At 67.7% G+C, this 12,018-nt stretch carries 11 protein-coding genes; 5 read left to right on the top strand and 6 right to left on the bottom strand.

Annotated features, from left to right (window positions below; all coding sequences use genetic code 11):
* Positions 1-59: 59 nt before the first annotated feature.
* Both L3Q65_RS24955 and L3Q65_RS24960 read right to left on the bottom strand, forming a co-directional pair.
* Complete coding sequence (locus tag L3Q65_RS24955; protein WP_237596802.1) at positions 60-1,268, bottom strand: acyl-CoA dehydrogenase family protein; 1,209 nt, start codon at positions 1,266-1,268, stop codon at positions 60-62.
* A gap of 117 nt (positions 1,269-1,385) precedes the next feature.
* Positions 1,386-2,306 carry a zinc-binding dehydrogenase gene (locus L3Q65_RS24960; RefSeq protein ID WP_237596803.1) on the bottom strand — a complete coding sequence of 307 codons (921 nt, stop codon included), beginning with the start codon at positions 2,304-2,306 and terminating at the stop codon, positions 1,386-1,388.
* Between the two features lie 214 nt (positions 2,307-2,520).
* On the opposite strand from L3Q65_RS24960, the gene L3Q65_RS24965 reads away from it, so the two are divergent.
* The 5 genes from L3Q65_RS24965 to L3Q65_RS24985 all read left to right on the top strand — a co-directional run bounded on the left by L3Q65_RS24965 (position 2,521) and on the right by L3Q65_RS24985 (position 7,043).
* Positions 2,521-2,934, top strand: coding sequence for a helix-turn-helix domain-containing protein (locus tag L3Q65_RS24965; RefSeq protein ID WP_182891483.1), 414 nt, complete (start codon positions 2,521-2,523; stop codon positions 2,932-2,934).
* Between the two features lie 161 nt (positions 2,935-3,095).
* Positions 3,096-4,640, top strand: a complete 1,545-nt coding sequence (locus L3Q65_RS24970; RefSeq protein ID WP_237596804.1) for a sensor histidine kinase — start codon at positions 3,096-3,098, stop codon at positions 4,638-4,640.
* Positions 4,633-5,310, top strand: a complete 678-nt coding sequence (locus L3Q65_RS24975; RefSeq protein WP_237596805.1) for a response regulator — start codon at positions 4,633-4,635, stop codon at positions 5,308-5,310. Before L3Q65_RS24970 ends, L3Q65_RS24975 begins: the two co-directional genes overlap by 8 nt.
* Positions 5,311-5,415: 105 nt before the next feature.
* A complete protein-coding gene (locus tag L3Q65_RS24980) occupies positions 5,416-6,216 on the top strand; it encodes an amidase family protein (RefSeq protein ID WP_370648223.1) in 801 nt (266 codons plus the stop codon).
* Positions 6,213-7,043, top strand: coding sequence for an LLM class F420-dependent oxidoreductase (locus L3Q65_RS24985; RefSeq protein ID WP_237596806.1), 831 nt, complete (start codon positions 6,213-6,215; stop codon positions 7,041-7,043). The genes L3Q65_RS24980 and L3Q65_RS24985 overlap by 4 nt, the downstream gene beginning before the upstream one ends.
* An 84-nt stretch (positions 7,044-7,127) precedes the next feature.
* On the opposite strand, the gene L3Q65_RS24990 is transcribed toward L3Q65_RS24985, so the two are convergent.
* The 4 genes from L3Q65_RS24990 to L3Q65_RS25005 all read right to left on the bottom strand — a co-directional run bounded on the left by L3Q65_RS24990 (position 7,128) and on the right by L3Q65_RS25005 (position 11,984).
* Positions 7,128-7,886: a glycoside hydrolase family 75 protein gene (locus L3Q65_RS24990; RefSeq protein WP_220507181.1), complete on the bottom strand. Its 759-nt coding sequence runs from the start codon at positions 7,884-7,886 to the stop codon at positions 7,128-7,130.
* A gap of 158 nt (positions 7,887-8,044) precedes the next feature.
* A complete protein-coding gene (locus L3Q65_RS24995; protein WP_237596807.1) occupies positions 8,045-9,427 on the bottom strand; it encodes a DUF4157 domain-containing protein in 1,383 nt (460 codons plus the stop codon).
* A 297-nt stretch (positions 9,428-9,724) separates the two neighbouring features.
* Positions 9,725-10,843 carry a serine hydrolase gene (locus L3Q65_RS25000; RefSeq protein WP_237596808.1) on the bottom strand — a complete coding sequence of 373 codons (1,119 nt, stop codon included), beginning with the start codon at positions 10,841-10,843 and terminating at the stop codon, positions 9,725-9,727.
* Between the two features lie 112 nt (positions 10,844-10,955).
* Positions 10,956-11,984, bottom strand: a complete 1,029-nt coding sequence (locus L3Q65_RS25005; RefSeq protein ID WP_237596809.1) for an alpha/beta fold hydrolase — start codon at positions 11,982-11,984, stop codon at positions 10,956-10,958.
* Positions 11,985-12,018: the final 34 nt, after the last annotated feature.

Raw genomic sequence — 12,018 nt, forward strand, 5'->3', positions numbered from 1 at the left:
TGCGGCCAACGCGCTGAAGGATGCCTTCAGCGCGTTGGCCGTCGTTGCCCGGTCCGGGTTCAGCGGTAGCGGGCGAGTTCTCGCCGAGCCAGCGAACGCCGGTGCACTTCGTCCGGCCCGTCCGCGAACCGCAACGTCCGGGTGTGTGCCCACAGCTCCGCCAACGGGAAATCCTGGCTTACCCCGGCGGCGCCGTGTACCTGGATCGCCTTGTCCACCACCCATTCCGCCATGCGCGGGGTCACGATCTTGATGGACTGGATCTCGGTGCGGGCGCCCTTGTTGCCGACTGTGTCCATCAGCCACGCGGTCTTCAGCACCAGCAGTCGCGCCTGGTCGATCCTGACCCGTGCTTCGGCGATCCATTCGCCGACAACACCTTGTTCGGCCAGCGGGCCGCCGAACGCCGAACGCCGCCATGCTCGTGTGCACATCAGGTCGAATGCCCGCTCCGCCATCCCGATCAAACGCATGGCGTGGTGGACGCGGCCGGGCCCCAACCTGGCTTGCGCGACGGCGAATCCCGCTCCCGGCTCGCCGAGCAGGTTCTCGCTCGGCACCCGGACGTCGGTGAACTCGATCTCCGCGTGCCCGCCGTGCGCGCCATGGTCATAGCCGAACAGAGTCACGCCGCGGACGACCCGGACTCCCGGAGCGTCGCGCGGGATCAGGATCACGCTGTGCCGGCGATGGCGCGGCGCGTCCGGAAAGGTCTCGCCCATGACGACCAGCAGGGCACAGTCCGGGCTCAAGGCCCCTGACGACCACCACTTCCGGCCGTTGACGACGTAATGGTCGCCGTCCGGCTCGATCCGGGTGGCGATGTTCGTGGCGTCGGAGGAGGCGACGTCCGGTTCGGTCATGCAGAAAGCGGAGCGGATCTCGCCGTTCAGCAACGGCGTGAGCCATCGCGCGCGCTGAGGTCCGGTGCCTGCCAGCGCCAGCAGTTCCATGTTGCCGGTGTCCGGCGCCGAGCAGTTGAGCGCTTCAGGGGCGAGACCCGGACTGCGCCCGGTGATCTCGGCGAGCGGGGCGTACTGGAGATTTGTCAGGCCCGCACCGGATTCGTGCCTCGGCAGGAACAGATTCCACAGCCCGCGCTCGCGGGCGAGTTTCTTCAGTTCGTCGACCACCGGCGGACGGGCCCATGGCTCGTCCGGATCCCGTTGTGCGGCGAAAATCCGCTCAGCGGGGTAGACATGTTCCTCCATGAACCCGGTCAACCGCCGGCAAAACTCCTCGGTGATGCCGTCCATCGCGAAATCCATTGCCGTCCTTTCCTCGCAATCCTTGCCCAAAACGGTAATTTGGCAAACACGCGACGGGAAATGACGACAGGTACCGAAAATCGCCCGGAACAGTACCTCAGGTACCGTTCCGGGCCTTCACGCCCCGATCCGGAGGACGGCTTTGCCGCGGATCCGACGTTCACGCAAATCGGTCAGAACGGCGGAAGTGTCCGCCCAATCGGCAATCCGGCCGATCTCCGGGTGCAGCCGCCCGGTTTTCACCAGGCGGACGAGCGCGGCGAGATCCGCGCCGTCTGGCGTGTCACTGTCGGCGTAGTGGAAGTGCCGGATGACGCCTGATTCGGGGCCGGGAAAGAACTCGAAAAAGCTGAACGTCGACGGCTGCCGACTCGCCTGCCCGAACCAGATGAACGTCCCCCGTTTGACGAGCTTCCGCAGCGCTTGCGGCGCGGAGGCGTCTCCCACGGATTCGAGCACGATGTCGAACGGGCCTCGCGCGTCGGCGACGTCGTGCACGACCTCGGCTCCGAGCTCGGCCAGCCGCGTTCCGCGCTCGGCGGTGGCGCTGACGGCGGTGATCTCGGCTCCCGAGGAATAGGCCAGCTCCGTGAAGTAGTGGCCGACTCCCCCGGAGGCGCCAGTGATCAAGATCCGTTTGCCTGCCACGCTTCCGGCCGCGCGCAGCAGCCGGATCGCGGTGAGACCGGCGAGCGGGAGCGCGGCCGCCGTCTCCGAGCCGACGCCGTCCGGCAGCTCCGCGAGGGCGGACGTGGCTACCGCGACCCGTTCGGCCCAGCCGCCCAGCGGTGGATGCGCCACGACGCGGGTGCCCGCCGCCGGCCCAGAGCCGTCCGCGGCCGCGGCCAGGACGCGCCCTGCGACGTCCTTGCCGGGGCGCAACCCCTCGCGCGGCCGCAGCAGCAAAAACATCTCGCCGCGGTTGACCGAGAACGCCTCGACAGCGATCACCGCCTGGTCCGGCCGAGGCTCGGGCTCCCCCACTTCGCCGAATTTCACGAGCTTGTCGTCCTGCCAGGTGGGCAGCAATGCTTTCACGTCGTCAACTCCCTGAAGATGGCTGCGGGTCAACCCGCGGCCAGGCTAGGAATCACTGCCCGGAGCGGAAAGACAGCACTTTCGGGTGCCTTGGGAACCCCGGGGAAACCCAGCCGGTCAGCTCTTCCGAGCATTTTCCCGCCGGTGATGCGGATCACACCTGGTTGCCGCGAAGCGGGACACCGCCACCACGGCGTTTGCTAGCATCGCCACTATGTCGGACCATGGCGTGCTCCGCTGGAACATGATGAAGTCGGCCTGCCCCACCCGGCAGGTGCTTGACCGGATCGCGAACAAATGGACCATGCTCGTGATCATGTCCCTCGAGGACAAAACGCTGCGCTTCTCCGAATTGCGGAGCCGAATTGAGGGCGTGTCGCAGAAAATGCTGACACAGACCCTTCGAGGCATGGAATCCGACGGTTTTGTGCTCCGGACCGTGTATCCGACGGTCCCGGTGACAGTCGAGTACTCGCTGACCGACCTCGGCGAGAGCCTCGCGAAGACAGTCGACGTCCTGCGGGGTTGGGCGTACGGTCACATGTCGGCCATCGAAGACGCCAGGAAAGAATACCTGGCGCGCACGGAAACCCTGCCTTCCGAAGCGCAGATGCGCGACGCTGGCTAATCCGCGATACCCGGGGGGATCGAACAGTGATCGCACGACAAGTTCCTACGATCGGTCGCGCCCGCACGGCTCGCCCGGACTGAGGCCGGGCCGTGCTGCCCGGCAGACCTCGCCGCACCTGGAGCGTGGCGAAGCAGTTGCTGGTACTTCAAGCGGTGCTTATGGCTGTCCTCGTCGCGAGCGGCGCCCTTCTGGTGTATCTCGACGAGTCTGGGAACCAGGAACGCGCCGCCACGGACACCGTGACCGCGCTCGCGGTCGAACTCGCCGGCCGGCCTGACGTCCAGGCGGGCTTCACCCTCGCGAATCCCGCCGGCGCGCTGCAGCCGCTGGCCGAACGCGTCCGAGCAGAGACGCACGTCGACTTCATCACGATCATGAATACGGACGGAGTTCGGTACAGCCACCCGAATCCGCAACAAATCGGGCAGCATTACCTGGGCAACACGGAGCAAGCGCGCGCGGGCCGGGTCTTTTCCGAGACCTACACGGGGACTCTCGGCAGATCGGTGCGCACGGTCGCCCCGGTTTTCGATGCGGAACGCACCGAGATCGGCATGATTTCGGTCGGCATCACGGTCCAGGCGATCGGCGCGCGGCTACAGCAGCGGCTCAGCCTGCTGGTCGGAACGGCGCTGCTGGTGCTCGGTGTCGGGATGACAGGCACCTGCCTGGTCACGGCCCGGCTGGGCAGGCACACCCGCGGCGTTTCTCCCGGAGATTTGTCCCGCATGTTCGATTACTACGAATCAACCCTGCACGCATTCCGGGAAGGACTGCTTCTGATCGACCGGGAGGGCCGGATCACGTTGTGCAACAACGCGGCCAGGGAACTGCTGGGAATCGGCGAGGAATCCCCTGCGACCGTGAGCGGCCTGAAAGTGCCCGAGGAGTTCTCCGCGGCCATGACGGACGGACGGACGAGGACGGACGAGGTGCACGTGACCGGTCAGCGCATCCTGGTGATCAACACGTCTCCGGTCTGTTCCAGGGGCGACGCGATGGGCACCGTGGTGACGTTGCGAGACCGGACCGAATTGCTGGAGCTGACGGACGAACTGAACTCCGCCCGCCGCATCGCCGACGCCCTGCGCGCATATGCGCACGAAGCCGCGAATCGTTTGCACACAGTGGTTTCCCTGGTCGAACTGGGACGTCCGGAACAAGCTGTCGAGTTCGCGACCACGGATATCACCACGGCTCAGGAGCTCGCGGACCGCATCCTCGAAGCAATGGCCGAGCCGGTGCTGGCCGCGCTGCTGCTCGGCAAGTCCGCGGAAGCGCATGAGCGCGGCGTCGCGTTGGCCATCAGCGAGGACACGGAATGGGACGGGCACTGCACCGTCGAACCGGGCGATCTGGTCACAGTGCTCGGCAATCTCATCGACAACGCGGTGGACGCGGCGTCGGCCAACGCCGGCTCGAGCACGCGCAAGCCGACAGTGACGGTGACCGTGCGGGCCTCGGGCGAGGAACTGATGATCCGGGTCGCTGACACCGGTGCCGGCGTGGACCCGGAATCCCTGCCCCAGCTGAGCTATCGCGGGTGGAGCACCAAGACCGTGAGCCGTGCGGGCGGCCGCGGGCTCGGTCTCGCGTTGATCGGGCAGGTCGTGTTGCGCTATCGCGGGCACATCGAAGTCGCCAAGGACGACGGCGCGGTGTTCACTGTCCGGCTTCCGTTGCGCAGGTGCCTGGATGATTGACGTGCTGGTGGTCGAAGACGACCTGGCCGCACAAGAGATCCACGCCCAGGAGGCCCGCAAGGTTCCAGGGTTCCGGGTCGTCGGCGTGGCCGGTACCGCCCGAGACGCCCTGCGGTTCTGCGAGCAGCACCACGTCGACGTGATTCTGCTCGACTTCCGCCTGCCCGACGCGGACGGACTGAGCGTCTGCCAGGCCCTGCGCGCGGAGAACAAGCACATCGACGTCATCGCCGTGACGTCAGTCCGCGACCTCGCGACCGTGCGCGCGGCGGTCTCGCACGGGGTCGTGCAGTATCTGCTCAAGCCGTTCAGGCCGGCTTCCTTGCGCAACAAGCTGGCCAGCTACGCCGAGTTCCGCAGACAGGCGACCCGGCCGGGCGAGGTGACCGGCCAGGCCGAAGTGGACGCGATTCTGGGGACGTTGCGCAAGCCGGCGGCGACCACGCTGCCGAAGGGAATGAACGTCGACACGCTGAGCGCCGTGGTAGCTGTGGTGAAAGCGAATCCGGAGGGCTTGTCGGCGGCTTCCGCGGCAGCAGCCGCCGGGGTGTCCAGGGTGACGGCACGACGTTATCTGGAGCACCTCGTCGAGCAGCATGCGGTGGAACGAAGACATCGATACGGGAAGGTCGACAGACCGGAGGTGATGTTCTACCCGTCGTCGAGGTAAGCGCTCCCGTTCCCCTGAAACTTGCGTGGTGCCAGCGCAGGGCACAGCGTGAGCGCAAGCAGTGCGGCCGGTTCGGTCCGCATCCCGGCCGCTTTCTGCGGGGTGGTGGGTTTCAAGCCCACACACGGGCGCATCCCGATGCACCCGCCCAGCGTCCTGGGCACCCTGGCGCACGCTGGACCGATGGCCCGTTCGGTCGCCGACGTCGCCGCGCTGACCGACCTCCTGGCTGCCCGGGACCACCGCGACCCGTCCTGGACACCGACGATCGGCGAGCCGGCGGACCCCGTCCGGATCGCGTTCTCGCCGGCGCTGGGTCGCGTGGACGTGCAGCCGGAGATCGCGTCACTTGTCGCGGACACCGTCGCCGCTTTGGCTGAGGCGGGCTTGCCCGTCGAGGAAGCCGATCCTGATTTCCCGGACCCCGCACGCGCATTCGACGTACTGTGGTCCGTCGGCGTCGCGCACATCGTCCGGCGCTACGGCGGCACGGAACCGCTCGATCCAGGGCTGCAAAGGTTGATCGAACGAGGCGCTCGGCATTCGACGGCCGACTATCTCGACGCGCAAAGCGAACTCGCCGCACTCGGCGTCGCCATGGGGGAATTCCACACCCGGTTCGACGTCCTGATCACGCCGGCCGTGCCGATCAAACCCTTCGCCGCGGGTTACGACGTGCCACCGGGCAGCGGACTGACCGACTGGCCACAGTGGACTCCGTTCACCTACCCGTTCAACATGTCGCGGCAACCCGCCCTGAGTGTCCCGGTTGGACTCACCTCGCGCGGCCTTCCGGCCGGCGTCCAGATTGCCGGGGCCCGGCACGCGGACTCGACAGTGCTCGCGGTCGGCGCTCTGATCGAGAAATTGCGACCCGCGCTCAGCTATCCGCAGGAGGACGCATGAAGTTCGGCGTCAACACTTTCGTCACCGACGAGAGCATCCGCCCGGACGCATTGGGCCGCGCCCTGGAGGAGCGCGGTTTCGAAACGCTTCTCGTCACCGAGCACTCGCACATCCCGGTCAAGCGGGAGACGCCCTGGTCCGGCGGCGGCGAACTGCCGCGCGAGTACTACCGCACCTACGATCCGTTCGTCGCCCTCGCCATCGCTTCCGCGGCAACGACCACGCTCACCCTCGGCACCGCTGTCGCCTTGCTGGCCCAGCGCGATGTGTTCCAGACCGCCAAGGAGGTCGCGACGCTCGACGTCCTGTCCGGCGGCCGATTCCTCTTCGGAGTGGGCGTCGGCTGGAACCGCGAAGAAATGCGCAACCACGGCGTCGAACCGCGCCGTCGCGGTCCTCTGCTGAACGAGAAAATCGCCGCGCTCAAAGCGATCTGGACCGCCGATGAGGCCGAATTCCACGGCGAGCACATCGACTTCGACCCGGTCTGCTCGTGGCCGAAACCCGTGCAACGCCCGCATCCGCCCGTCGCGATCGGCGGCGAAAGCCCGGCCGCGCTCGACCGGCTCGTCCGCTACGGCGACGAATGGCTGCCCCGCGCCAAAACCCCGGTCGAGGACCTGCGCCGCGTCGTGTCTTGGCTCGCCGGCCAGGGCCGGGCCGACATCCGCGTAACCCTCTGCGGAGCGACCGGCGACTCCGATCTCGCCGCCTACGCCGAGTCCGGAGTGGACCGGGTGACCTTCACCCTGCCGCCCCTGCCGGACCGGGAAACGCGGCAATACCTGGACAAACTGGAGGACCACATCGAACGCCAGACGCGCTGAGGCCGAGGCAATGTCCGTGAAGGGCCCCTTGAGGGAATCCGATTCCCTCAAGGGGCCCTTCACGGACCTTACGGAGCGCCGAGATCAGATGCCCATGCTCGCACCGAGGCTGTCCAGCGCCTTGGTGACCATGCCCTGGGCAGTGGCGTTCAGGGTGGAGTTCGTGCCGTTCACGACCCAGTCCGAACCGGAGAAGATCACCACGGTCACGCCGTTGTCGACGCCGCCGTCAGTGCCGCTGCTGTTCATGCCGAGCAGCGAAGCCGCCTTCACCGACGCCTCGCCCAATTCGCGCGAGTCGTTGTCCGAAGTGTCCTGGTCGTTCGCGGTCTGCGTGTCGCCGAAGATCGCGCCGATCACCTTGCCCTGGTAGAACATCAGCGCGAACTGACGGCCCTTGATGCCGTGTTCCTTGTAGAAGAAATGCGGGCAGGGGCTCTTCTTGTCGTAGCAGTCGTCGCCGAGGACGTAGAACGGCACGTGGTGCGCGCCGAGCGACTTTCCGTTGCTGTCCTTGAAAGTCGTCGAACCCTGGTGGTCGGGATCGGGGTCGGGGTCGCTGCCGTCGGTGTCGACGGCCAGCCCGGAACCGTAGGCGTAGACGCCCTTCGCCACCTGGTAGACGTTGACGTTCTTGGCCCGCGTCATGGTGTTGATGTGCGGTTTCGAATTGACCTTGTTCGCGTCCGTGCTGTTCTTCTTGACGCCGGCCAGCACCTGCGCGGCCGTATAGGACTTTGCGGCGGCATCAGCGGTTTCCGCGTGCGCGGAGTTGACCGCGAGCGGCACGGCGAGCGCCAGAGCGGCGCCGACCACCGCGAAACGCCTACGGGAGGATGACATGACCGGGCGACCTCCAGCCTTCATTAGGAAAACTTCCTAACATAGTGAACCATCCGTGACCGGTCCATGTCACGAGGTGACCCGGAGAAAATCGGCGGCGGCCCCCTGGTGCTGGGAATCCACGCGGGACAGGTGCCGCTGACCGGAACGGCGCCGCGCTAATGCAGCTCGAAGCTGTACACCTGGCGTCCTTCCACCAGCAGATAAATCTGGACGACCTGGCTGGCATGGTGCGGCAGGGCATCGCGCATCGCGAAGAAGATCTTCTTCATCTCCTGGAAAAGCGCGGTGCGGTCTTTCACCGCCCGGTAACTCGCCGGGAGATCCATGCGGACGCTGGATCGCTTGTTCTTCTGCGGGTCGTCGAGAAGCGCCGCGACGGTGGTGGCGAACTCCGCCGGCAAGGCGTAGTCGCCTTCTCGCTCGGTACCGCGCGCCTCCGGTGGCGTCAGCACCAACCGGTCGAACTGCCGGGCCGCGGCCACGACAGCCGGACTCGCCGGAGCCGGCGCGAGGGCCGGTTTGGGCGGGTCTTTGCGAGGAGAGAAGTCGAACGGGATCGACGGGCCCTTGACGATTTGCTCGCCGGGCGCGGACGGAACCGGCGGCGCGATCGACGGCGGCACGATCTGCGCGTACGGACTGCCCGCTCCCTCCTGCTGGCGCTCCATCGGCTTGCCCGGCTGCTGTTTGATCAAGCCCGCCACGGCGCTGTGGATCGAGCCCCGCTCCGCATCGGTGATCCGTGCCTGCGCCATCGCGGTGTCGACCAGTTCGAGCAAGCCCGAGGCGACCGCCGATTTGGCACCGTCCACGATGAGCTTCTTCAGGCCGTCGGACAGCTTCATCCGGCGGAGGATCGGCGCGAGGGTCGTATCGACGATCACCGCACCGGCCGCTTCTCCCGCGTTCTTCGGCCGCTTGTCCGCGTCCGGCTTCACCGGAGTACCGCGCACCTGCTCCAGCCGTCCCGCCGGGATGGCGGCGGGCAACTGCCGGACGACCGCGTGCGCGAAGCTCGCCGGCGTGCCGGGCACCGGCCCGGACAACCAGGCCTGAACGGACGCCATCCGCACCGGGTCGCCGGCGAACAGCGACAGGACCGCGAACTTCACCTGGTCGGTATTGTGCAGCGTCTGCCCGCCCTGGTCCTGCTGCACCTGCTGGAGGTAGGCGGTGAGCACCTTCTCGACCTCGTCACGGGTCGCGGCGGCTTTTTCTCCGGTGCGGTCGACCTGCCGCTGGATCGCTGCCACCCGCCCGCCGGGAACCGCCACCGCCCCCGCTTCGGCCGCCCGCTCGGCGGGATCTCGTGGGGAACTGACACCGGGCACGAGGCGGCTGGCGTGCCGCTGCTGCACCACGTGGGCCGCCTCGTGCCTCAGCAGGTGCTCGTCGGGATCGCCCGCCACGACGATGTCCTCGCCGGAGGTGTACGCGACCGCGCCCAGGTCCCGCGCGGTCCGGGCCGCCTCGGGACCGGTGTGCACCCGGACGCCGCCGAGGTCCTCGCCCCACCGTTCCTCCAGCCGGCGCCGCACCTCGGCCGGCAGCGGTACGCCAGACGAGTGCGCTGGGATATTACTGAAATCCGCGGCCGCGGCGGTCGGCGTCTCCTGGGCTTCCTCCGGCGCGACCCGGGGCGCCGGACCAGGCGAGTGCTTCCTCGGACGGTGGCCATGAGCCCGCATACCGCGCCTCGCTTCCGATCGCCTGACCGCGTTTTCGCTCCAGGATCGGACTGGCCCGTCACCGCGGCATCACGCTGGTGCCACTCGCCGGGCGGCCGCCGGGATCACTGGCGGCCGCCCGCCTTCCCGGCCGGAACTCGACGAGGCTCAGGACGCGCAGTAGGCCTTCAGCGCCGCGTTGCCGAGCGTGGTCTGCCCCCGGGTCGCGGCTCCGGCCAGATGGTTCTCGTTGGCCGCGACCAGCACCTGCTTGCTGCCGTCGTCGCTGGTCAGCCACAGGTTGTAATATCCCAGCACCCCGCCGCTGTGATTCCAGGCCAGCCCGCAGGCCGTCGGCGACAGGCCGATTCCCAGCCCGTACCGGTTGCCCGCGTCGTCGGCCGGCACCGTCGTCTTCAGCTCGGCCTGCTGCTGCGGCGGCAGGAGTTTTCCGCTCAGCAGCGCGCGTTCGAAGGTCGCCAGATCGTCCTCTGTGGACACAATGGCGCCCGCGGTCCCGAACGCCTGCACATTCGAGACGGTGACGTCGTTGTAGAACGCGCCGAACGAGATGTAGTAGCCGTTCAGGTAGTTGCCGCTCAAGCCGGGATCGGCGGTCGGGAACGAGGTGTTGCGCAACCCGAGCGGTTCGAAGACGCGCCGCTGGATCTCCGCGGCCGGTTCGTTCCCGGTCACCGCCTTGATCACCATGCCGGCGAGGACGTAGTTGGTGTTCGAGTAGTGGAACGACGTGCCCAGCGACGGATGCGACGTCGCGATGTCCACCAGCGTCTGCGGCGGCCACGCCTGGCGCGGGTTGGTGTTGGCGACATAGGAGTTGAGGAACCGCGGGTCGCCCGCGTACTCCGGCAGCCCGGAGGTTTGGTGCAGCAGCTGCCGAACGGTGATCTTGGTTCCGTCGTTCCCGTTGGCGTTCACCGCGCCGGGCAGCCAGCGGGCGATCGGATCGTCGAGGGAAAGCTCGCCCTCGGCTTCCAGCAGCAGCAGGACGGCGGCGGTGAACGCCTTGGTGTCGCTGCCGATCCGGAACTGCGCTTTCGGATCCGCCGGAGTCCTGGCGGTGAGATTTCCGTACCCGGCGTGGATGTACTGCGTGCTTTCGCCGTTCCGGACCAGCCCGATCACGCCGGGGTATCCCGCGCTGACCCCGGCCTGGGCGCCCGCTTGGAGGATTTCGGCGGGAGTCTCCGCGGAAGCCGGGCCGGCCAGTCCGGTCAGGGCGGCGGCGACAGCCACCGCGACGGCTCCGAAAGCTTTGCGTCTCATCGCACTCCTCGGTTCGACGGTCGCCGGGATCGCCGATTCCCCCACGGGCACAGCGGTTTCCGGCGAGAGGCGTGCGCACCGTATCCGCTCCCGATCAAACTTCGATGAATCGTCAGAGCTTGGCCGCGTCCGCGATCGCCTGGGCGAACGGCCGCGGCGCTTCCTGCGGCACGTTGTGCCCGATGCCGTCGAGGATCCGGTGCTCGTACTTCCCGGTGAACTTGGCGCGGTAGCCCTTGCCGTCCTTGGCCGCGCCGTCGAAGTCGCTGGCCAGGGTGATCGCCGGGACGCCGATGGTCGCGCCCGCGGCGAGTTTCTGTTCGTGCGCCTCGTACCGCGGTTCTCCGGGGGCGAGGCTGAGCCGCCAGCGGTAGTTGTGGATGACGATCGCGACGTGGTCCGGATTGTCGAACGCCGCGGCGCTGCGGTTGTACGTCGCGTCGTCGAAGTGCCACGTCGGCGAAGCCGTTTTCCAGATCAGCTTGTTGAAATCGTGCCGGTTCGCCGCGTAGCCCGCGCGGCCGCGCTCGGTCGCGAAGTAATACTGGTACCACCAGCCCAATTCGGCGGCCGGCGGCAGCGGCTGAAGATTGGCCTTGAGATTGGCGACGATGTACCCGCTCACCGGGACGACCGCCTGGCACCGTTCGGGCCACAACGCGGCGATCACCGCAGCCGTCCGCGAGCCCCAGTCGTAGCCGCCGAGAATGGCTTTGTCGATTTTCAGCGTGTCCATCAGCGCGACGACGTCGAGCGCGATGGCCGTCTGCTGCCCGTTGCGAACCGTGTCCGCGGACTTGAACACCGTCGGACCGAACCCGCGCAGGAACGGGACGATCACCCGGAACCCTTGCGCGGCCAGCAGAGGCGCGACATCGGCGTAGCTGTACGGGTCATACGGCCAGCCGTGCAACAGCAGCACCGGCTTTCCGTTGGCCGGGCCGAACTCCGCGTATGCCATCGAAACGACACCGGCGTCGGCGTGCTTGATCGTGCCCAGCGAGGTGTGCTCGCCCGAACCGGCACGCAGGTCAACGCCAGCGGCGGCGGGCCGCGGGGCGGCAGGCGACGAGCAGGCGGCGAGCGAGGTCGCCGCCACACCGGCGGCGAACATCTGGGTGAATCGTCTCCTGCTGATCATCTGAACTCCTGTGCGCGAGACCGTGGGACGGCCT

Origin of the sequence: Amycolatopsis sp. FU40, assembly GCF_021903635.1 — a bacterium.
GTDB classification, from domain to species: Bacteria; Actinomycetota; Actinomycetes; order Mycobacteriales; family Pseudonocardiaceae; genus Amycolatopsis; species Amycolatopsis dendrobii.

What these genes read in the sequence shown, in the direction of transcription:
- L3Q65_RS24955 (WP_237596802.1), bottom strand. Translation starts at nt 1,268, where the DNA reads ATGGATTTCGCGATGGACGGCATCACCGAGGAGTTTTGCCGGCGGTTG.
- L3Q65_RS24965 (WP_182891483.1), top strand. Translation starts at nt 2,521, where the DNA reads ATGTCGGACCATGGCGTGCTCCGCTGGAACATGATGAAGTCGGCCTGC.
- L3Q65_RS24970 (WP_237596804.1), top strand. Translation starts at nt 3,096, where the DNA reads ATGGCTGTCCTCGTCGCGAGCGGCGCCCTTCTGGTGTATCTCGACGAG.
- L3Q65_RS24975 (WP_237596805.1), top strand. Translation starts at nt 4,633, where the DNA reads ATGATTGACGTGCTGGTGGTCGAAGACGACCTGGCCGCACAAGAGATC.
- L3Q65_RS24985 (WP_237596806.1), top strand. Translation starts at nt 6,213, where the DNA reads ATGAAGTTCGGCGTCAACACTTTCGTCACCGACGAGAGCATCCGCCCG.
- L3Q65_RS24990 (WP_220507181.1), bottom strand. Translation starts at nt 7,886, where the DNA reads ATGTCATCCTCCCGTAGGCGTTTCGCGGTGGTCGGCGCCGCTCTGGCG.
- L3Q65_RS25000 (WP_237596808.1), bottom strand. Translation starts at nt 10,843, where the DNA reads ATGAGACGCAAAGCTTTCGGAGCCGTCGCGGTGGCTGTCGCCGCCGCC.
- L3Q65_RS25005 (WP_237596809.1), bottom strand. Translation starts at nt 11,984, where the DNA reads ATGATCAGCAGGAGACGATTCACCCAGATGTTCGCCGCCGGTGTGGCG.